The organism is Streptomyces sp. NPDC021080, assembly GCF_044333225.1.
GTDB lineage: Bacteria > Actinomycetota > Actinomycetes > Streptomycetales > Streptomycetaceae > Streptomyces.
Genome location: NZ_JBIRQM010000009.1, coordinates 257243 through 278208, shown reverse-complemented (window position 1 = coordinate 278208; position 20966 = coordinate 257243). Strand labels below are relative to the sequence as shown.

Here is a 20966-nt window from a genome sequence, read left to right as displayed (position 1 = left end):
GCCCCGGCCGACGGACTCCGGAAAACACCACGACCGCCCCTCGGAAACCGTCAAGAACCAGCCACCCGGTCACAGGGAGTGCACCGGCGCGTTCGTTCCGCATTCGATCGTTACGAGTGCGTCAGCAGACGTCGATTGGCCGGTTTCCGGTCCAGCCCAAAGGGGCATTCACACCGTGGCGTGGGGTGAAGGAGGTCTCGGGGGTGGCGTTGGTGGTGGCACAGGAGGTGCCCACGTCGTCGAGCATGGCCGTACCCCATGGCCCTGCGGGCGTGGGGGAAGCAAGGCACCGGATGCGCGATCAACTGCGTTCGGGGGGCGTGGCGGAAACGGTCATCGACGATGCCGTGCTGATCCTTTCCGAACTGCTGAGCAACGCGTGCCGACATGGCAGGCCCTTGGGGGACGCCCTCGCGGGCGACGGCAATGTGCGCGCGGCCTGGCGTGTCGACCCGGCGGGCCGGCTGACGGTCGAGGTGACGGACGGCGGCGGCCCGACCCGCCCCGTACCCGCCACCCCGTCGGTCACCGCCCGGGGCGGCCGCGGGCTGAACATCATCAGGGCGCTGGCCAAGGACTGGGGTGTCCGGGACGACATCCACGGCGAGGTCACGGTGTGGGTGGTCGTCCAGAACGACGTGGAAACGGCGCACCGGCACGACGATTTCGCTACGCGCGTCACGTCACCGAGGGTGTCCGGGATCCCCGGTCTGGACTTCACGGACGTCTTCGACGACCTCGACTGAGCCGGACCGGGGCGGGACGGAGGACCTCGGCCGAGCGCGGTCGAGGACCCCGGCCGACGCGAACCGGGGCGCGGTCGAGGACCCCGGCCGGCCCGAACGGGGACACGCTCGACCGCCCCGGCCCGCCCGGGCCGGAGCACGCTCGGCCACCCCGGCCCACCTGGGCCACGGCGCGCGGGGGGCCACCGGGATCCGGGACGACGCGGTGCGTTGTCCACAGGATCCCGTCGGTCTCCGTACGAACGGCTAGGCTCGCGCCAGTACGAGACGAGCCGTGATCGGGAGACAGCCACGATGGCCAAGAAGCGACCCCAGACGAAGGCCAAGCAGCCGCAGCTCAAGGACGGCGAGATCCCGGTCGTCGGCGCCCGCGAGCCCTGCCCCTGCGGCAGCGGCCGCCGCTACAAGGCCTGCCACGGCCGGGCTGCCGCGCACGCCGCGACCGAGCTGGTGCACCGCCCGTTCGAGGGCCTGGCGGGTGAGGGCGACTGGGTCGCGCTGCGCGAACTGGTGCCCGCCGCGACGGTCGAGCTGAAGCTCAAGGAGAGCCTGCCCGAGGGCGTTCCCTCGGTCACCCTCGCCACGGTCCTGCCGATGGCGTGGCCCGCGCTGCGCCGCGAGGACGGCTCGGTGCTGCTCGGCCTGCAGAACGACACGCCGTCCGGCGACATCAGCCGCGACCTGGCCGACACCCTCCGGCGCGCGCTCGTCGCGCCGCCCGGCACCCCGGTCGAGGGGCGGCGCGCCCCGGCCGACGGTCCGCGGCTGCAGGACCTGCTCGACCCCGAAGGCGCCTTCGAGCCAGTTGTGCACAGCGGCTTCGAATTCTGGGTCCCGGACGCGGAGAACGCGGCGCCCGAGGTGACCGCCTCGCTGGAGCGGGCCAACGCCGCCGCCATCCCGACGGTGAAGCTCTCCGGGGTCGACGCCGCCTACTGGTGCGAGACGCCCGAGAAGAACCACCTGCGCTGGGTCATGCCGCACGCCGAGGAGCAGCTTCTGGACGCTCTGGCGCGGCTGCACGCCGAGGGCCGTTCGAGCCTCGGGGAGGGCACCCGGCTGGTGGGTTCCTTCCGCGCGCACGGCCTCACGGTGCCGGTCTGGGACCTGCCGAGCGGCGTCACGGCGGACGACGTCGAGAAGCCGGCGGCCGAGTTCGCCGAGCGCCTCGCCACCGCTCTGGCCATGGACGCGCCGCTGACGGCGGACGAGCGCCGTGCGCGCGGGGGACTCACCAACCGCCAGGTGACCCTCAGCTGACCCACAGCTGACCCACAGAACCGGAAACTGACCGACCAGTCAGCTGGTCGGGGCCCCGGAACCGGGTGACTCCTGTCACAACTCCCCGTTGTGACAGGTAAATCCGTGTCCGAATAGCCGAGATCGAATTTGCGAACAGCCGATCTCTTGTTACCGTTCGAGTAGCCCGGTTGCTGGTGCATCCCCCGTCGCCAGCAACCGGGTCTTTCCATGTTCGGAATCCCGAACAATATCAATCGCCTTACCGGCGGCCCGAGTTGCTTCCCGAACGCAGCAGCAGCGGCCCGTCGGCACTCCTCGCGAATTCCGCGACCGCCGAGTACGCCCCCGGATCCCCGGCCGAACGCTGTCCCGGTGTCTCGCACGTTCCCGGGTCGTCCTCCGCGTCCACCGCGCAGTCCATCTGCACCGTGCGACCGCCCGGACCCATCAGACTCAGGGCCGAGCTCAGCGCGTCACCGGTCGCGTTGCGGTAGTAGGCGCGCGCCCACGTCTCCCCGCCCCGGGTCAGGACACAGGTCTGCGCCTCGACGCCGTCGGGCGAGGAGAGCTCGGGACCGCACCGGAAGGCGGTGGCGGGCCCGAGGCCCGGCGGCGGGGCGGAGCGACGGGGTCCGGGCACCCGCGGCCGGTCGTCCGCGGGCACGGGCCCGCGCCCGGCCCTGGAGCTCCCGTCGCCCACCGGGCCGGCCGAGGCCACGGCCAGCGGCAGGGCGAGGACGAACGCCACGACTCCCGCCAGCGCCACGAGGTTGACTCTTCGGGGGTCCGGCCCGCCGGCCGGAGCCGTCACGGCCCGGCACCCCCCGGAACGACGCTGCATAGGCGGACGATAACGAGCACGGGCGGGCGGGCGGCCCGCCGCGCGCCGGACGCCCCTACAACTCGGGCGCGCTCACACCCGTACGAGTGAGTGCCTCGACGACGGCGTCCACCACGGCCTCCACGTCGGGCACCCAGGGGGCGGCCGAACCGGGCAGCGGAGCGCGCTCCCAGCGGATCTGTCCCTGGCCGGTCTCGGACGGCGGCAGCGCGATGTAGCCGCCGTCGCCGTGGAAGCGCAGCGAGCCGGGGACGAAGTCCTTGGCGTAGAGCAGTTCGCCCAACTGCTCCATGGAGTACGGGGCGACGAGGATCGCCCAGCGGGAGGGGGACGCGACGACCGGGCCGAGGCGCATGCCCGTGCGGTCGAGGGCGTCGAGCGCGCGGGCCGCCGCGAGGGCGGGCAGGCTCACCGCGCACGGTGCGCCGCCGCCGGTGGCCAGCACGACGGGGGCCGAGGGCCGGTTGGTCCACCACCAGCGCACCATGCGCTCGTCCGTGGTGGCCGCGAGGAGGCCGGGGTCGAAGGGATGGGCGCCGGGCACCGTGCACTCCGGGTCGGGGCAGCCGCAGCGGGCACGCCCCTGCGGGTCGGCCGCCACACCCGGGAGTACGGGCCACCGCCATGCGGTCGCGAACGTCAGGGCCGCGCTGAGCATCTCAGGCCTCCCGTTGTTTCGCCTGGACAGGAGCCTGCGTCGCCTTCCGAGGATCTCGCGCATGAGCGCTCGTTCCTTTCCGTTGCACGCCTGGCAACACCGAGGATCACATCACACCATGTGTCGATCACTTCACTGTGCGTACCTGCTGGCGCATCACACCCCTGCCGGAGACAAGGGAAACCCCTCTGAGCCGAGCATGTGGCTGTGTCCGCGCCCATACCGCGTACATCCACAGCATGGGCATGGCGTGGGGTGGCGGCGCCTGGCGTTTTACGTCCCGCGTATTGCTAGCCGCCTCCGCCACGGGAGGATGGGGCACGGTCGTCGGTGGTTAAGACGCCCGGGTCCGTCGCCAGGTTCCGGGCGGATCTCAACCACCCCTGGCCTTCACCGAGTACGTACCCATCACGACCGCTGTGACGCTCCGTCGAACGAGGCCAGTCGACCTCAATAAGCCGTTACCCGAGTCAGTTTTAGGCCAATTTTGATTTCCCGCAAGGGTTACCACCGGTCGCACGGACACCAGGAATCCCGGCAGGACAATGCTGGACATCCCCTCACGAGTACGTGTACATGTGGAGACACCGCTAGCGGCGCAGAACGACATGGGGGTTTGCGATGCTATTGAGCAATACGCACCGGTCGGAAAGCCGGACGTCATGAACGCCCCTCACCTTCCGAAAGTGGCCGGAATCGATTCAACGGTTCCTTCGCCCGCACACACTGTCGCGCCGACTCCCGCGCCCACGGGCGCCCCGTCGGCCGGCCCCGGAGCCGCGCTCCAGGACCGCCTCGCGGGCTGGGTCTCGGATCTCACCACGCTCCACGAACTGACCGAGCGCCTCGCGGGCACCGCGACACTGAGCGACGCCCTGCAGGAACTGCTGCGCGCCGGAGCCGCCCTCGTGGGCGCCCGGCGCGGTCTGGTCGTCATGGAACCCGGCGACGGACTGGGCCCCGACACCACGATCGGCCTCGGCCTCGCCCGGGCCGACCTCGGCCACATCGAGACGGTGCCGCGCAGCTCCATGTCGTACGGGAAGATCCTGGACGGCCTGCCGGGCGGCGAGGGCGAGATCACCCAGCCGGACCTCCTCTCGGAGGACGGGCTCGACCCGCGCCACCGCGAGGTGGCCGCCCGCCTCGGCTACGCCGCCAGTTACGCGCTGCCGCTGTCCACCGAGGCGGCGGGCCGCCTCGGTGCCGCCGTATGGCTCTACGACGAACCCGCCGAACCGGTGGAACGCCAGCGCCACCTCGTCGGCCTCTACGCCCGCTACGCCACGGAGCACCTGGCACGGCTGCTGGAACTCGAACGCGCGCGAGCGTGTGTGACGACGATGTCCGAGGAGCTGCTTCCCCCACGGCTGCCCCGGGTCGTCGGCGTCCAGCTCGCCGCCCGGCACCGCACCGGGCCGCGCGGCGGCGGCGACTGGTACGACGCGCTGCCGCTGCCCGACGCCGCGCTCGGCCTCGCGGTCGGCTCCGTCACCGGCTCGGGCCCCAGCGCGGTCGCCGCCATGGGCCGACTGCGGGCCTCCCTGCGCGCCTACGCCGTCATGGAGGGCGAGGACCCGGTCGCCGTGCTCTCCGACCTCGAACTGCTGCTGCGGCTGACCGAGCCCGCGCGCTCCGCCACCGCCCTGTTCGCCTACTGCGAGCCCGCCCTGCGCAAGCTCACGCTCGCCGGCGCCGGACACAGCCCGCCCCTGGTGATCGGCCCGCGGCGCACCGAGTTCGTGGAGACCTCCCTGTCCGCGCCCCTGGGCATGCTCGCCTGCTGGGAGGCGCCGAGCGTCGAACTGACGGCCGAGCCCGGCGAGACCGTGCTGCTCTACACCGACGGCCTGCTGCACCGCACCGGTGATCCGATGGACCGCGCCTTCGCCCGGCTGCACGCGGCGGCGGCGAGCGTCCCGCGGGCGCTGCGCGACGACCCCGGCGCGATCGCCGACCACGTACTGCGCGGGGTGCTGCCGGACGGTCTCGACGAGGCGGACAGCGACGAGGACGTCGTCCTCCTGGCGGCCCGCTTCGAATGAGAGGCCTCTTACACGGTGTAACAGGTCCTCCGGCCCTGGGCCCCCTTCAGTACGACCGTACGATGGGGTGGTCCAAAGTCGTATGAAGGAGGCAGACCGTGTCGGAGGCGCTCACCCCGGAGACCCCGGAAGCCGTGCTCGACGAAGCCGCTGACGAAGCGGGCGAGGAAGAGCCCATCAAGCAGCGCAAGAACGGCCTGTACCCGGGCGTGTCCGACGAGCTGGCCGCGAGCATGAAGTCCGGCTGGGCCGACACCGAGCTGCGGGGCCTCGCGCCCATCGCCCAGGCCGGGTACACCGCGGCCCGCCGCGCCGCGTTGTCCGCCCGCTTCCCGGGCGAGCGTCTGGTGATCCCGGCGGGCAACCTGAAGACCCGCTCGAACGACACGGAGTACCCCTTCCGTGCCTCGGTCGAGTACGCCTACCTCACCGGCAACCTCACCGAGGACGGCGTCCTCGTGCTGGAGCCCGTCGCCGACGGCCACAAGGCGACGATCTACCTGCTGCCGCGCTCCAACCGTGAGAACGGCGAGTTCTGGCTGTCCGGGCAGGGCGAGCTGTGGGTCGGCCGCCGCCACTCCCTCGCCGAGGCCGAGCAGCTGTACGGCATCCCCGCCTCGGACGTCCGCGAACTGCCGGCCGCGCTCAAGGAGGCCACCGGTCCCGTCCGCGTCGTGCGCGGCCACGACGCCGCGATCGAGGCCGCGCTGACCGACAAGGTCACCCGCGAGCACGACGACGAACTGCGCGTCTTCCTCTCCGAGGCACGACTCGTCAAGGACGAGTTCGAGGCCGGCGAGCTGCAGAAGGCCGTCGACTCCACCGTGCGCGGCTTCGAGGACGTGGTGAAGGTCCTGGACAAGGCCGAGGCCACCAGCGAGCGCTACATCGAGGGCACCTTCTTCCTGCGCGCGCGGGTCGAGGGCAACGACATCGGCTACGGCTCGATCTGCGCGTCGGGCCCGCACGCCTGCACGCTGCACTGGGTGCGCAACGACGGCCCGGTCCGCTCCGGCGATCTGCTGCTGCTGGACGCGGGTGTGGAGACCCACACCCTCTACACCGCCGACGTCACCCGCACGCTGCCGGTCAACGGCACGTACACGGAGATCCAGAAGAAGATCTACGACGCCGTGTACGACGCCCAGGAGGCCGGTATCGCGGCCGTCCGTCCGGGCGCCAAGTACCGCGACTTCCACGACGCCGCGCAGCACGTGCTGGCCGAGCGGCTCGTCGAGTGGGGTCTTCTCGAGGGCCCGGTCGAGCGTGTCCTGGAGCTCGGCCTCCAGCGCCGCTGGACGCTGCACGGCACCGGCCACATGCTCGGCATGGACGTCCACGACTGCGCCGCCGCGCGCACCGAGACGTACGTCGAGGGCACGCTGGAGCCGGGCATGTGCCTGACCGTCGAGCCGGGCCTGTACTTCCAGGCGGACGACCTGACCGTGCCGGAGGAGTACCGCGGCATCGGCGTCCGGATCGAGGACGACCTCCTCGTCACCGAGGACGGCAACCGGAACCTGTCGGCCGGCCTGCCGCGCCGCTCGGACGAGGTCGAGGCCTGGATGGCGTCCCTCAAGGGCTGACGCGGGGCCCGCGAGGGCTGATACGGGACCGATGGCCGGGTTCCCTCCGGGAGCCCGGCCGTCGGCGTGTCCGAAGGACGGCTTCCCGGCTGCCCGCTTGCCCGGCTGCCCGGCTTCCCGGCTTCCCGGCTTCCCGGCTTCCCGGCTTCCCGGCTTCCCGGCTTCCCGATTGTCCGGCTTCCCGATTGTCCGGGAGCGGCTCCTCGTGGAGGACGGCTTCCCGGTGGTACCGGCGTGGACCTGAAACGGGTCGTCAGACGGGCCCGGCAGGCAGGGCGTCCACGAACAGCGCGCCCGCGAGCAGGGCGCCGCTGCCCCCGGGGCTCCACCCGCGCACGTGGAGATCCTCGTCGAGGGCGGCCAGGCCCGAGCGGCCCGCCTCCGTGGCCGTACCCCCCGCTTCGAGCACTCCCCGGGCGCCGGCCTGGACATGGCGGAGGCCGTGCGGTCCGGCCGTGTACAGCAACTCGGTGTCCTGGAGCGTGGACATGACGGTCAGGAGGGCGTCGAGACGGGCGCACGGTTCGGGCGCGCCGGCCGAGCGGGCACCGGCGAGCGCGTCCAACGCCCTGCGCACGTGCGGGAATCCGGCACGCGCCTCACCGCGCGCACCGGCCGCGCCGTACTTCGCCGAGACGGACGAGCCGCGGGAGGGCCGCCGCGGTGCCCGCCGGTCGGCGTGCGCCGCGATCCGCTTGGCCGTCGCGGTGACCTCGGCTCCGCGCGCCCCGGGCTCCAGTGCCGCCGCGGCGACCAGCAGCCCGAGAACCCACAGCGCACCGCGGTGGCCGCCGCCCGTCAGGGCCACCGAGTGCTCGGTGCACCGGCCGATCGAGCCCAGTTCCTCGCGGAGTCCGGACGTGGCCCCGCCGGTGCGGCGGGCGGCGGCGGCCATGGCCGCGAGGCCGGGTGTCAGCGCCTTGGCGGACCAGCGCAGGGAACACAGATCACGCCGGGTGACGCGGGCACGGAGGTCACGGGGGTCGGGCAGCCCGGGTTTGGGGGTCAGCTCCAACTGCCGGGTCAGCGCGGCCACCGCGGCCCGTGCCAGCGCCTCGTCGTCCTCACGGCTGCTCATCCACGCACCACTTCTCCCGAGAACGCCGGCGGTGCGGGCACCGGAGCCGGCCGCGGCCATGTGCGAGGGAAACCTAGACGCGCCGGCCTTCAGGAACCTGGGCGCACGCTGTCACCGGCCTGTGCGTTCCGGGAAGCGGAGAAGAAGAGCGGTGGAGGCGAGAGCCCCGGCGCGTCAGGCCGGCAGCAGCGAGGGGACCGTCTTCCACTTGAGGATCTTGTCGAAGCTCACCACTGCACCGCCGCGCCCCGGCCTGTTGCCGATGTGGACGTGGTCGGCGAGTTCGCGGATCAGGCACAGCCCCCGTCCGTGCTCCGCGTCCTCGCCGGCCTGGCGCAGCGCGGTACGGGCGTTCCCGGCCGGGAAACCGGGGCCGAAATCGGCGACTTCGATACGGCACTGGTCACCGTCGAGGTAGGCCGTCACGCGGTACGCCTCGCAGGAAGGGTCCCGTACGTCGTCCCCGCCGTGCTCGACGGCGTTGGCACAGGCCTCGGTGAGAGCGATCGAGAGGTCGTACGAGATGTCCGGGTCGACGCCCGCGCTCTCCATCGTGCCGAGCAACAGGCGTCTGGCGAGCGGAACACTCGCAGCCTCGCGCCGCAGATGGAGTGACCACCAGATGCTCATGCTCCAGCCTCCCGGCCGCGGCTCGACATACCGTTACGTATTGCCGCAACCACCCGTGCGCAATCGCATACGCGACGTGATGCCGCCCATACGGCCGACGCGCTCCCGGGGGGTGGCGGTGTATGCGCGAGCGATCAAGCGATCGACGAGGCCCGTTCGGCGGTACGCCGTGCGGCGGACGGACCGGTCACAAGCCGTCAATCGGACCTGCCGCACGGGGTGTGGGGGCCCAGTGCGATGATGAGCCCGCCATGACTGCCCCCCACCAGCGTTCGGCGCACTCCGGAGCGGGCCTCCGGACCCTGAGGGCCGCGGTGTTCGCCGCGGTCTGCGTCGTGCTGGCCGCGGCCGGTCACGGAATCGCCTCCTGCACGACGGTCCCCCTGTGGACGCTGGGCGCCGGCTTCCTCGCGGTCTTCGCCGTCGCCGCGGCGCTGGCGGGCCGCGAACGCGCCCTGCCGGGCATCGTGGTGCTGCTCGCCCTCGGCCAGACGGTGCTGCACACGCTCTTCGGGCTCGGTCTGCGCACCGGTGCGACGGCCACCGGGTCCATGGGCGCGATGGCGTCGGGCACGCAGATGTCCGACGCCATGCTCGTGGAGCGGGCCGCCCGTCTGGTGTGCGGTACGGCCGCGGCGGCGATCAGCCCCGCGCAGGCCATGAAGATCCTCGCCGACGCGCGGATCGACACGTCCATGGCAGGGATGACGGGCATGACGTCGTCCATGCGGCACGCCGCGGACGCCGTACCCACGGCGGCCGGCACCCCGATGCCGGTGCTGCCCTCCCTGCCGATGCTGCTCGGCCACGTGCTCGCGGCCGTCGCCGCCGGGTGGGTGCTGCGCCACGGCGACCTGGCCCTCCTGCGGCTCATGCGGCTGTCGGCGCAGGGAGTCACCGAAGCGGCGCTCGTACGGTCCCTGCGCGCCGCGCTCACCCTCGTACGCGCCCTGCGTACGGGACTTCCCGGGGCGCCCGAGATCGCGCGCACGCCGCGCACCGAGCTGCTCGCGCCCCTCGCCCCACGGACGACCGCGCTGCAGCACACCGTCGTCCGTCGCGGGCCGCCCGCCTCCGCCTTCACCCTCGCCGCCTGACACGACGCGCCGCTTCACGGAAATCCACGGAACGCCCCGGGTCCCCGGAGTCCTCGACCTCACGGACCCCACGGACCCCATGGGCTTCACGGACCTTCTCGAAGGGGACGCGGTCGTGCCGCACGCGCGCGTGCCCGCCGGGTCTCCCCGGGCACCTTCCCGCCCCTTCCACGGGACACCGAGGCGCACGCGCGTCCCCTTTGTCACCGGACTGAATGTGGAGTGTCTCCTTCCATGAAGGCTTCTCGTCTCGCCGCCGCCGGCACCGTCGCCGCCACGGCCGTTCTCGCCCTGTCCGCCCCCGCGTTCGCGCACGTCAGCGTGCAGCCCGAGGGCGTGGCCGCCAAGGGCGGCTACACGGTCGTCGACTTCAAGGTGCCCAACGAGCGCGACAACGCCTCGACCACCCAGGTCGAGGTGAACCTCCCGGCCGACCACCCGCTGGCCTCCGTCATGCCGCAGCCGCTCGACGGCTGGACCGTGAAGGTCACCAAGTCCAAGCTCGACAAGCCGGTCACCGCGCACGGCGAGAAGATCAGCGAGGCCGTCACCAAGGTCACCTGGACCGCCGACGGCAAGGGCATCGAGCCGGGCTTCTTCCAGAAGTTCCCGCTCTCCGTCGGCGCACTGCCCGAGGACACCGACTCCCTCGTCTTCAAGGCGATCCAGACGTACTCCGACAAGGACGTCGTCCGCTGGATCGAGCCGCAGAAGGAGGGCGCCGAGGAGCCCGAGCACCCGGCTCCGACCCTCGCGCTCTCGGCCGCGACCGAGGGCGGTCATCACGGGTCCGCCGCCGCGGAGGACGCCTCCCACACGGAGGAGACCGCCGAGCACACCACCGAGGCGGCCTCCGCCACGGACGGCAGCGACACCACCGCGCGCGTCCTCGGCGTCGTGGGCATCGCCGTCGGACTGGCGGGCGTGGCGTACGGCGTCCTGGCCGGCCGGCGGCGTACGAACGCCTGAGGTGCCGGCCCGCACCTGAGGTACTGAGACACACACGCTCCCGGTGGGCACCGGAGGGTCGCGGACGCGGCTCTCCGGACCTGCCGGACCGGCTCGGACCGGGTCCGGCTCGGACCGGCTTCCGGTCCGTCCGACCCGGCCCTCGGCCCCGTCCGACCCCCGGTGCCCACCGGAGCGCTCACATCTGGGACATTTTTCTATGCGCAAGAAGACGTACGCGATGGCCGCCCTGTTCGCCGCCGCCGCACTGACCCTCTCCGCCTGCGGCAGCGACGGCGACAGCGGCAAACCGGTCGCCGACGTGTCCGCCGAGGCCGGCTCGGCCAAGGCCGCCACGGTCCTCGACAACCCGTTCGAAAAGCCGGACCTCGTGCTCACCGACACGACCGGCAAGAAGTACGACCTGCGCGCCGAGACCAAGGGCAGGCCGACCCTCGTCTACTTCGGCTACACCCACTGCCCCGACGTCTGCCCCCTGACGATGAACAACCTCGCCGTCGCCAAGAAGCAGCTCCCGAAGGCCGAACAGGACAAACTGCGCGTCGTGTTCGTCACCACCGACCCGGCCCGCGACACCCCCGCCGCGCTCGGCACCTGGCTCAAGGGCATCGACTCCGACTTCATCGGCCTCACCGGCGACTTCGCCGCCATCCAGGCCGGCGCCCGCACCCTGGGCATCACCATCGAGCCGACGACCAAGGACAAGAACGGCAAGACCGTCTCCGTGCACGGCACCCAGGTCATCGCCTTCTCCCCGAAGACCGACGCGGGCTACGTGCTGTACGGCGAGAACGCCACGGTCGACGACTACACCAGGGACCTCCCCAAGATCGCCGAGGGGAAGACGCCGTGAGCCGCCGTACGAGCCGCGCGGGACTCCTCACCGCCTGCTCCCTCGTCCTGGCCGCCGCGGGCACGCTCACGGCCTGCGGCCCGGGCGGCTCCCCGTCGTCCTCGGCCGCACCCGAACTCAAGGTCACCGGCGCCTACATGCCCGCCCCGAGCATGGGCACGATGGCGGCAGGCTTCTTCACCGTCACCAACTCCGGCGGCGCCGACACCCTCACCTCGGTCACCAGCGACCTCGCGGACGACGTGACGATGCACGCGACCGTGGACGGCGCGATGGAGGAGAGGAAGTCGTTCGCCGTACCCGCCGACGGCACCCTGGACTTCGCCAGCGGCGGCAACCACCTCATGTTCGCAAAGCTCACCCACAAGCCCGGACAGGGCGAGAAGGTGTCCGTGGAACTGCACTTCGCCAAGTCCGGCACCGTCAGGATCTCCATGCCGGTGAAGCCCGCGACCTACAGCCCGAAGACCGGGCACTGAGGGAGGCATCACCGTGAAACCGACCATCGCCCCCCGCCTCAGGACCCTCCTGCTGCTGTTTCTCGCCGTCACCGGAACGCTCCTGGCGGGCGCCGCGCCCGCCTCCGCACACGCCGCGCTGACCGGGAGCAACCCGACGCAGGGATCGGTGGTCGACAAGGCACCCGCCCAGGTCTCGCTCACCTTCTCCGAACAGGTCTCGCTGAACGACGACTCGCTCCAGGTGCTCGACCCCAAGGGCGACCGCGTCGACGCCGGCGGCGCGAGCGGCCTCGGCGGCGACACCTACGGCCTGAAGATGCGCCCGGGGCTGCCCGACGGCACGTACACCGTCACCTACCAGGTGGTGTCGGCGGACAGCCACCCCGTCTCCGGCGCCTTCACCTTCTCCATCGGCGCCCCCTCGCAGACCTCCGTCGCCCTGTCCGGCCAGGCGGTGGGCGGCGGCGTCGTGGGCTTCCTCTACGGAGCCGCGCGCTACTTCTCGTACGCGGGATTCATCCTGCTCGTCGGCGGCGCCGCCTTCGTCCTGGCCTGCTGGCAGCGGGGCTCGGGCATCCGGTCGGTACAGCGGCTCGTGGTCGGCGGCTGGCTCACGCTGACCGCCTCCACCATCGCCCTGCTGCTCCTGCGCGGCTCCTACGTGGGATCCGGCAAGATCGGCGACGTCTTCGACCTGACCCTCCTCGGAGAGGTGCTGCAGACCAAGTCGGGCGCGGCCCTGGTGTCGAGGCTGCTGCTGCTCGCCGCGGCGGCACTGTTCATCGCCGTGCTCTTCGGCGCGTACGCCGGACGCGACGAGGACGAGCGGGCGGCCGACGCGAACACGGGTGACGGCGAACCGTCCGAGACGGCGGACGCCGGCTCCCCGGCCGCCGGCCCGACGCATGCCGACTCCCCGGCCGCCGAGGACGCGGACGCCGAGGACGGTCACCTGGCCGCGGAGAAGAACGACCTCACCTTCGGACTCGCCGTCGGCGGCACGGTCGTCGCGGCCGGCCTCGCCGCCACCTGGGCCATGGCCGAGCACGCCTCGACCGGCCTCCAGCCGGGCATCGCGATGCCCGTCGACGTCCTGCACCTGCTGGCCGTCGCCACCTGGCTCGGCGGTCTGTCCACCCTGGTGGTGGCCCTGTTCCGGGCTCCGGCCGACACCCCGATCGAGGCGGGGGCCGTGCACCGGTTCTCCCGCATCGCGTTCGGCTCCGTCCTCACGCTGGTCGCCACCGGGATCTACCAGTCCTGGCGACAGCTCGGCTCCTGGTCGGCGCTCACCGGCACCTCGTACGGGCGACTGCTGCTCGTCAAGATCGGCCTGGTGGCCGTCCTCGTGGGCATCGCGTGGATCTCCCGGCGCTGGACGGCCCGGCTGACCGGGGCCACGGCCCCCGGAGCCGCTGCCGCCACCGTCGTCGTGGAGCAGCGCTCCGAGGTGCGGACGCCCGCCACCGTCCCCGCCGACCCCGGGCGCGCCGCCCAGCTCGCCCGGCAGCAGGCCGCCCTGGACTCCACGCGCGACAAGCGGGTCCGCGACGCCGACCCGCACCGCTCGGGCCTGCGGCGCTCGGTACTCGCCGAGGCCGGGGTCGCGGTCGTCCTGCTCGCGGTCACGACCGCGCTGACGGCCACCGAGCCGGGACGCACGGCGGAGGCGGCCCGGCAGGCCACCGCGGCCGCCTCGCAGCGCTCCGGACCCCTGTCCCTGAAGATGCCGTTCGACACGGGCGGCGAGGACGGCAAGGGCACGGTGGAGGTCACCCTCGACCCGGCCCGCGTCGGCGGCAACCAGATGCACGTGTTCGTCCTCCGCCCCAACGGCAAGGCCTTCGACGTCCCCGAGGTGAAGGTCGCCTTCACGCTCACCGCGAAGAACGTCGGCCCGCTGCCCGTGACCCCCGACCGGGTCGCCACCGGACACTGGGCGGCGAGCGGAGTACAGATCCCCATGGCGGGCGACTGGAAGATCGCGGTGACCGTGCGCACCTCCGACATCGACCAGACCACCGTGAACAAGAACGCGCAGATCGGCTGAACCTGACCATGGCTGACCAGTCCGCCCCGGGGGCCTCCGCCCCCAGGACCACCGCCTCCTCCGCCCGGAAGGCCCCGTCCCCCGAGGCGTCCCCCGGCACCTCCCCGTCGGGCGATTCCCCGGCGGGGGTCATGTCACGGCGCCGGCTGCTCGGCACCGCCGGCGCCACCGGGCTCGTTCTCGGAGCGGCGGGGGCCGCCGTGGGGTACGCGGCGGCGCCCGCCCCCGTGAAGACCGTCCCGCTGACCTCCGTAGGCGCGGACATGGCAATGTTTCACGGGAAACATCAGCCGGGCATCACCGACGCCCTCCAGTCGTGCGGCCACCTCGTCGCCTTCGACCTGACGGCGGGCGCGGGCCGCAGGGAGGCCGCCGCACTGCTGCGCCGCTGGTCGGTGACCGCCCGGCGGCTCATGGCGGGCGAGGCCGCGGGCCACGAGGACACCGACGTCGCGCGGGACGCGGGCCCCTCGTCCCTCACCGTCACCTTCGGCTTCGGACACAGCTTCTTCGCGCGTACGGGCCTGGAGAAGCAGCGCCCTCTCGCCCTGGACCCCCTGCCCGACTTCTCCTCCGACCGCCTCGACAAGGCGCGCAGCGACGGCGACCTGTGGGTGCAGATCGGAGCGAACGACGCCCTCGTCGCCTTCCACGCCCTGCGCGCGATCCAGAAGGACGCCGGCTCCGCGGCACGGGTGCGCTGGCAGATGAACGGCTTCAACCGCTCCCCGGGCGCCACCGCCGCGCCGATGACCGCCCGCAACCTGATGGGCCAGATCGACGGCACCCGCAATCCGAAGCCGTCCGAACCCGACTTCGACGGACGGATCTTCGTCCCCGCCTCCGGCACCCCGGAGTGGATGGCGAACGGCTCCTACGCCGTCGTACGTCGTATCCGCATGCTGCTCGACGACTGGGAGAAGCTCTCGGGCACGGCCCAGGAGAACGTCATCGGGCGGAAGAAGTCCACCGGCGCGCCCCTCAGCGGCGGCACCGAGACCACCGCGATGGACCTGGACAAGACCGACGCCGACGGCAACCCGGCCGTACCCGTCAACGCGCACGCCCGCATCACCCGACCCGACCAGAACGGCGGCGCCGCGATGCTGCGCCGTCCGTTCTCCTTCCACGACGGCATCGGCACCGACGGAACACCCGACGCCGGTCTGCTCTTCGTGTGCTGGCAGGCCGACCCGGTGCGCGGCTTCGTCCCCGTCCAGCGCAAGCTCGACCGCGGCGACGCGCTCTCGGAGTTCATCCGCCACGAGTCGAGCGGCCTGTTCGCGGTGCCGGGCGGCGCGGCGGAGGGGGAGTACGTGGGGCAGCGGCTGCTGGAGGGGTGACGGGGGCCGGCCCTCCGACGGGTCTTCGCGCTCAGCTCGGCGCCGGGCTCCGTACCGGTGGTCGCCCAAAGCCCCGGTACCGCGTTCCGTACCGCAGTACCGGACCGCGTACCGGGCCCGGGCCCGGGGGTCCGCGGGCGCCGGACGCTTCGGGCGCGGCCCATTAGGGTGACGGTATGTCGGCGACGCGCTACACCTATCTCGGCCCCGAGGGTACGTTCACCGAGGCCGCCCTTCGCACCCTTCCCGAGGCCGCGACGCGGGAGCTGGTCCCCATGGTGTCCGTCCCGGCCGCGCTCGACGCGGTACGCGGCGGCCAGGCCGCGGGCGCGCTCGTCCCGATCGAGAACTCCGTCGAGGGCGGTGTCACCGCCACCCTCGACGAGCTGGCCAAGGGCGACCCGCTGATGATCTACCGCGAGGTCGTCCTGCCGATCGCCTTCGCCCTGCTGGTCAGGCCCGGCACCGAGCTGAAGGACGTCAAGACGGTCACCGGGCACCCGGTCGCCCAGCCCCAGGTGCGCAACTGGCTGGCTGCTCATCTGCCGGACGCCGTCTGGGAGTCGGCGGCGTCGAACGCGGACGGTGCCCGGCTGGTCCAGGAGGGCCGTTACGACGCGGCCTTCGCGGGCGAGTTCGCCGCGGCCACCTACGGCCTCGAACCGCTGGTGACCGAGATCCACGACGCGGCGAACGCCGAGACCCGCTTCGTGCTGGTCGGCCGCCCGGCCCGGCCCGCCGCGCCGACCGGCGCCGACAAGACGTCCGTGGTCATCTGGCTCGGCGACGACCACCCCGGAGCGCTGCTCGAGCTGCTCCAGGAATTCGCCGTGCGCGGCGTCAACCTGATGCGGATCGAATCCCGCCCGACCGGCCAGGGCATCGGCAATTACTGCTTCTCGGTGGACGCCGAAGGGCACATCACCGACCGCCGGGTGGCCGAGGCGCTGATGGGCCTCAAGCGGATCTGCCCCCAGGTGCGCTTCCTCGGTTCCTATCCGCGGGCCGGCGTCGCCCTGGAGGACGTGGGCACGCTGCGGCCCGGGACGTCCGACGACGAGTTCTCCGCCGCGTCGGACTGGCTGGCGCGCTGCGCCGACGGCCGGTTCTGAGCGGCGGTTCCACACCCGTCCGAGCGTTTCCCCAGGTCCTGCCTGGCCGGTTCTCGCCATCCACAGAGTTATCCACAGGTGCGCTTCTCGACCTGGGGACAAGTCGACAACGAAGCACTACATCATCGACAAATCAGCTACTCGACCCAAGTCCGTCCACACCCTCACACGTCCCTCTTCGTCTACCCTTTTCCATTGATCAACCCGATAGAGCGAATCATTTACACCCGAAAGTGGGTGTACAGAGGGTTTGAACCAGGAATTCCTCAGCCCTCAAAGGGGGATCGGAATGATCAATTCCGACATCCACAGATCTTCCACACACCCTGTGGATAACTAAGAGAGGGGCCCGGCCCCTGTGGACAACCCGGTTCGCAAGTCCCGCCCCCCGCAAGGAAATCCGGTCAACCGGTGAAGCACCGTCTGCCCCGTTTCGGGGAGTAGGCCCTATTCCTTGACGCTGTTCGACAGCCAGGGGATCCGGCCAGGGGACCCGGTCCGGCATTTCACTCATACCGTGACAGCGGTCACGCTCCGGAATATCGGTTCGTTGGCCGGAAGCCCGCACCGGTAGCCTTGAGGGGTGATTGACCTTCGCCTGCTCCGTGAGGACCCCGACCGTGTTCGCGCCTCCCAGCGCGCCCGTGGAGAGGATGTCGCGCTCGTCGACTCCCTCCTCTTGGCCGACGAGCGGCGCAGGTCGTCCGGCGTCCGCTTCGACGAGCTGCGTTCCGAGCAGAAGTCGCTCGGGAAACTGATCCCCAAGGCCACCCCGGACGAGCGCGCCGAGCTGCTGAAGAAGGCCGAGCAGCTCAAGACCGACGTCAAGGCCGCCGAGGCCGACCAGAACGAGGCGGACGAGGAGACCAAGCGGCTCCTCCTCCGGCTCGGCAACCTGGTGCACCCCGATGTCCCGGTCGGCGGCGAGGAGGACTTCGTCGTCCTGGAGACGCACGGGACCATCCGCGACTTCGCCGCCGAGGGCTTCGAGCCCAAGGACCACCTGGAACTCGGCGAGGCCCTGGGCGCGATCGACGTCGAGCGCGGCGCCAAGGTGTCCGGTTCGCGCTTCTACTACCTGACCGGTGTCGGTGCGCTCCTGGAGCTCGCCCTCGTCAACGCGGCGATCGCGCAGGCCACGGAGGCCGGCTTCACGCCGATGCTGACCCCGGCCCTGGTCCGCCCGCGCGCCATGGAGGGCACCGGCTTCCTCGGCCAGGCCGCGGAGAACGTGTACCACCTGGAGAAGGACGACTACTACCTGGTCGGCACCTCCGAGGTCCCGCTCGCCGCGTACCACATGGACGAGATCCTCGACGCGGACAAGCTGCCGATGCGCTACGCCGGTTTCTCGCCGTGCTTCCGCCGCGAGGCCGGCACCTACGGCAAGGACACCCGCGGCATCTTCCGCGTGCACCAGTTCGACAAGGTCGAGATGTTCTCGTACGTCGACCCGGCGGACGCGGAGAACGAGCACCGGCGGCTCCTCGAGTGGGAGAAGCAGTGGCTGACCGGCCTCGAACTGCCCTTCCAGGTGATCGACGTGGCCAGCGGCGACCTGGGCTCCTCGGCGTCCCGCAAGTTCGACTGCGAGGCGTGGATCCCGACCCAGGGCAAGTACCGCGAGCTGACCTCGGCCTCCAACTGCGACGGTTTCCAGGCCCGCCGGCTGTCCGTCCGCATGCGCGACGGCAAGAAGGTCCAGCCGCTCGCCACGCTGAACGGCACGTTGTGCGCCGTCCCGCGCACCATCGTCGCGATCCTGGAGAACCACCAGCTCGCCGACGGTTCGGTGCGGGTTCCGGAGCTGCTGCGGCCCTACCTGGGTGGCCGTGAGGTTCTGGAGCCGATCTCCAAGTGACCAGCACCACCGGTCCGGCGGGAGCGTCCGGGGCCGTCGAGCCCGGGGCGTTCCCGTACGGGCTCGTCGCGACCGATCTCGACGGGACACTGCTGCGTCCCGACGGGACGGTCTCGGCGCGCACGCGTGACGCGCTCGCCGCGGTGACCGAGGCGGGCGCGGCGCACATCGTCGTGACCGGGCGCGCGGTGCCCTGGACGCGGCACGTCCTCGACGAGCTCGGCTACGAGGGCCTCGCGGTCTGCGGTCAGGGCGCGCAGGTCTACCACGCGGGGGAGCACCGGCTGCTCACCTCGGTGACGCTGGACCGGCAGCTGGCCGGTCTCGCGCTCGCCAAGATCGAGGCGGAGGTCGGACCGCTGCTGCTGGCCGCGAGCCGTGACGGGCTCGACGGCGAGGTGCTGGTGGGTCCCGGCTACCGCAGGCTGGAGGGCGCGCTGCCGGTCGTCCCGCTCAGGGACGCGGCGGACCTCTGGTCGGCTCCTTTGAACAAGGTGTACGTCCAGCACCCGACGCTCTCGGACGACGAGCTCGCGGCCGTGGCCGTGAAGGTCGCGGGCGGACTCGTCGGGATCACGATGGCGGGCCCGGGGATCGTGGAGCTGCTCCCGCTCGGGCTCTCCAAGGCGACGGGGCTGTCCCTGGCGGCCCGGCGCCTGGGCCTCAGGGCCGCCGGCACCATCGCCTTCGGTGACATGCCGAACGACCTCCCGATGTTCGCCTGGGCGGCCCACGGGGTGGCCATGGCCAACGCCCATGACGATCTCAAGGCGATCGCGGACGAGGTGACGTCCTCGAACGAGGAGGACGGCATCGCGGTCGTGCTGGAGCGGTTGCTCACGCGGGCGTAGCGTTCGGGCTTCCGCGTCGTGCGGAGCTTCTGTGTCGTGCGGAGGATGCGCGGATCGAACGCGCGCGGGGTTTCACCCCCGACCACGGCTTAGCAAGCCGGTGCCTTTCCACTCGGCCAATCCTCCGGGTGGGCGGCCCGCGCGGTGACGCGCGCTCGAAGCGGCCGCCCCGGGCAACTCCCCCTGCGAGCGGGTTCGACGGAGGTAGTGACTACTCCGGAACCCGCCGCGGGCTGCCCTGCCGGGAGCTCGACGAACTGCTCCTGATGAACATCGTCGCGCTCCTCTCCCGGAATGTGGCGCCGGCCCGATGCGGCGGCGTGTACACAACCACTGTGCCCGTACGCCGACTTGGGCGCCACTGATTAAAGGCCGCCTCGGCGGGGGTTCAGCTGCGGCGCCATCTGCGTCGGCGTCCCCTGCTGAAGAACCATCCGGCCGGCGGCTCGTCGGAGCGCCAGGGCTGCGGGTCGGGGCCGCCCTCGCGCCAGCGGGCGGCGAGCATGCGCGCGCGGGCCGACGGTTCGGTCGTCTCCGCGGAGCGTACGAAGTTCTCGTCGAGCACGAGGTCGTCCCACGGCTCCCCCGCCGTGTTCCCGGTCCCGTCCGCGGCCCGGTCCCCGCGCCCGTCGGTGGGTCCGTCCCCGGCCCGGTCCCGGCCGCCACCCCGTGGTTCCTCGGTCGCCATCCCCGTTCCTCCCGGCCGTGCGTCCCCGTTCGCCCAGTGTGCCCGGACCGGGATGAAGCCGCTGTCAAGAAAAAGGGGGCTCCCCGCGCGCGTGCCGCCCACCAGAGGGCACGCGCGCGGGGAGCCCTCGTTCACTCCTCGCCGGCCAGCGTCAGCGACCGCAGCCGCTGTCCCGCGTACCAGGTGGCGAGGACGGTGACCACGATCAGCAGGACCGTCGCGGTCGGCAGGCTCACGTCCGAGGTGACGAGGTCGCCGCCGGTCACCTTGTGGCCCACGGCGAGCGCCCACTGCTGGACGCTAAGCGTGCGCGCGCCGGACACCAGGGACCCGAACAGGGCTTCCCAGACGAGCGCGTAGACGAGCCCGAAGACCACCGCGTGCCGGGTCACGGTCCCGAGGAGCAGGAACATCGCGGCGTAGGCGATCGAGGCGACGAGGGCGGCCACGGTGTAGGCGACGGCGATCTGCTGGCCGTTGCCGTTGAGGATCATGCCCGCGATGAAGGTCGGTACGGCCGAGAAGGCCATGGTGACGGCGATCGCGACGATCAGTTTGGTGAAGATGATCGTGGGCCGCTTCAGGGGTTTGGCCAGGAGATACACCACCGAGCCGTCGTCGATCTCGGGTCCGATCGCGCCCGTGCCGGCGATGACGCCGATGATCGGGACCATGGTGGCGAGGGCGAACCCGCCGAGCAGGTCCGAGGCCACCTGGTCGTCGGCTCCGGAGAAGCTCCGGACGGCCAGGGAGATCACGATGAGCAGGACGGGAAGGACGCCGAGGATGAGGGCCCGTCGGCGGCCGAGCAGGCCGCGGTAGGTGAGCCGGGCGACTGTGGGGTCGTACATCTTG

Annotated in this window: 19 protein-coding genes and 1 tRNA gene; 13 read left to right on the top strand and 7 right to left on the bottom strand. The window is 72.0% G+C overall.

Features of this window, described 5'->3' with window-relative positions:
• The first annotated feature begins 116 nt into the window (after nt 1-116).
• Both ACH4S8_RS23795 and ACH4S8_RS23790 read left to right on the top strand, forming a co-directional pair.
• On the top strand, nt 117-746 hold the full coding sequence (locus ACH4S8_RS23795; RefSeq protein WP_398397162.1) for an ATP-binding protein: 630 nt from the start codon (nt 117-119) through the stop codon (nt 744-746).
• A gap of 294 nt (nt 747-1040) precedes the next feature.
• Complete coding sequence (locus tag ACH4S8_RS23790) at nt 1041-2006, top strand: DUF5926 family protein (protein WP_398397160.1); 966 nt, start codon at nt 1041-1043, stop codon at nt 2004-2006.
• Nucleotides 2007-2247: 241 nt separating this feature from the next.
• On the opposite strand, the gene ACH4S8_RS23785 is transcribed toward ACH4S8_RS23790, so the two are convergent.
• Together ACH4S8_RS23785 and ACH4S8_RS23780 are read right to left on the bottom strand one after the other, a co-directional pair.
• Nucleotides 2248-2754 (bottom strand): hypothetical protein, encoded by a 507-nt coding sequence (locus tag ACH4S8_RS23785; RefSeq protein ID WP_398397158.1) that lies wholly within the window; start codon nt 2752-2754, stop codon nt 2248-2250.
• A 130-nt stretch (nt 2755-2884) separates the two neighbouring features.
• Complete coding sequence (locus ACH4S8_RS23780; RefSeq protein WP_398397156.1) at nt 2885-3550, bottom strand: bifunctional DNA primase/polymerase; 666 nt, start codon at nt 3548-3550, stop codon at nt 2885-2887.
• 482 nt (nt 3551-4032) lie between these two features.
• Here ACH4S8_RS23780 and ACH4S8_RS23775 point away from each other — a divergent pair, with 482 nt between their 5' ends.
• Complete coding sequence (locus ACH4S8_RS23775; protein WP_398397154.1) at nt 4033-5532, top strand: PP2C family protein-serine/threonine phosphatase; 1500 nt, start codon at nt 4033-4035, stop codon at nt 5530-5532.
• A gap of 98 nt (nt 5533-5630) precedes the next feature.
• Nucleotides 5631-7118 (top strand): aminopeptidase P family protein, encoded by a 1488-nt coding sequence (locus ACH4S8_RS23770; protein WP_398397152.1) that lies wholly within the window; start codon nt 5631-5633, stop codon nt 7116-7118.
• Between the two features lie 253 nt (nt 7119-7371).
• On the opposite strand, the gene ACH4S8_RS23765 is transcribed toward ACH4S8_RS23770, so the two are convergent.
• Together ACH4S8_RS23765 and ACH4S8_RS23760 are read right to left on the bottom strand one after the other, a co-directional pair.
• Nucleotides 7372-8196, bottom strand: coding sequence for a triphosphoribosyl-dephospho-CoA synthase (locus tag ACH4S8_RS23765; RefSeq protein ID WP_398397150.1), 825 nt, complete (start codon nt 8194-8196; stop codon nt 7372-7374).
• A 174-nt stretch (nt 8197-8370) separates the two neighbouring features.
• A complete protein-coding gene (locus ACH4S8_RS23760; protein WP_398397148.1) occupies nt 8371-8826 on the bottom strand; it encodes an ATP-binding protein in 456 nt (151 codons plus the stop codon).
• 251 nt (nt 8827-9077) lie between these two features.
• Here ACH4S8_RS23760 and ACH4S8_RS23755 point away from each other — a divergent pair, with 251 nt between their 5' ends.
• The 9 genes from ACH4S8_RS23755 to ACH4S8_RS23715 all read left to right on the top strand — a co-directional run bounded on the left by ACH4S8_RS23755 (nt 9078) and on the right by ACH4S8_RS23715 (nt 19423).
• Nucleotides 9078-9923, top strand: a complete 846-nt coding sequence (locus tag ACH4S8_RS23755) for a hypothetical protein (protein ID WP_398397146.1) — start codon at nt 9078-9080, stop codon at nt 9921-9923.
• Nucleotides 9924-10157: 234 nt separating this feature from the next.
• Complete coding sequence (locus ACH4S8_RS23750; RefSeq protein ID WP_398397144.1) at nt 10158-10892, top strand: YcnI family protein; 735 nt, start codon at nt 10158-10160, stop codon at nt 10890-10892.
• A 199-nt stretch (nt 10893-11091) separates the two neighbouring features.
• Nucleotides 11092-11745, top strand: coding sequence for an SCO family protein (locus tag ACH4S8_RS23745; protein ID WP_398397142.1), 654 nt, complete (start codon nt 11092-11094; stop codon nt 11743-11745).
• Nucleotides 11742-12224 carry a copper chaperone PCu(A)C gene (locus ACH4S8_RS23740; protein ID WP_398397140.1) on the top strand — a complete coding sequence of 161 codons (483 nt, stop codon included), beginning with the start codon at nt 11742-11744 and terminating at the stop codon, nt 12222-12224. Before ACH4S8_RS23745 ends, ACH4S8_RS23740 begins: the two co-directional genes overlap by 4 nt.
• A 13-nt stretch (nt 12225-12237) precedes the next feature.
• Nucleotides 12238-14256 carry a copper resistance CopC/CopD family protein gene (locus tag ACH4S8_RS23735; protein ID WP_398397138.1) on the top strand — a complete coding sequence of 673 codons (2019 nt, stop codon included), beginning with the start codon at nt 12238-12240 and terminating at the stop codon, nt 14254-14256.
• An 8-nt stretch (nt 14257-14264) separates the two neighbouring features.
• Nucleotides 14265-15599: an iron uptake transporter deferrochelatase/peroxidase subunit gene (gene efeB / locus ACH4S8_RS23730; protein WP_398397136.1), complete on the top strand. Its 1335-nt coding sequence runs from the start codon at nt 14265-14267 to the stop codon at nt 15597-15599.
• Between the two features lie 176 nt (nt 15600-15775).
• On the top strand, nt 15776-16711 hold the full coding sequence (pheA, locus tag ACH4S8_RS23725; protein ID WP_398397134.1) for a prephenate dehydratase: 936 nt from the start codon (nt 15776-15778) through the stop codon (nt 16709-16711).
• Nucleotides 16712-17294: 583 nt separating this feature from the next.
• Nucleotides 17295-18572: a serine--tRNA ligase gene (serS, locus tag ACH4S8_RS23720; protein WP_398397132.1), complete on the top strand. Its 1278-nt coding sequence runs from the start codon at nt 17295-17297 to the stop codon at nt 18570-18572.
• Entirely contained in the window at nt 18569-19423 is an 855-nt protein-coding gene (locus ACH4S8_RS23715) for an HAD family hydrolase (RefSeq protein WP_398397130.1), read from the top strand. The genes serS and ACH4S8_RS23715 overlap by 4 nt, the downstream gene beginning before the upstream one ends.
• 39 nt (nt 19424-19462) lie before the next feature.
• Here the strand turns inward: ACH4S8_RS23715 and ACH4S8_RS23710 are convergent.
• The 3 genes from ACH4S8_RS23710 to ACH4S8_RS23700 form a co-directional block, all read right to left on the bottom strand.
• A tRNA-Ser gene (locus tag ACH4S8_RS23710) sits at nt 19463-19549 on the bottom strand.
• A 262-nt stretch (nt 19550-19811) separates the two neighbouring features.
• Nucleotides 19812-20111 (bottom strand): hypothetical protein, encoded by a 300-nt coding sequence (locus ACH4S8_RS23705; RefSeq protein WP_398397128.1) that lies wholly within the window; start codon nt 20109-20111, stop codon nt 19812-19814.
• Nucleotides 20112-20242: 131 nt separating this feature from the next.
• Entirely contained in the window at nt 20243-20962 is a 720-nt protein-coding gene (locus tag ACH4S8_RS23700) for an ABC transporter permease (protein WP_398397126.1), read from the bottom strand.
• Nucleotides 20963-20966: the final 4 nt, after the last annotated feature.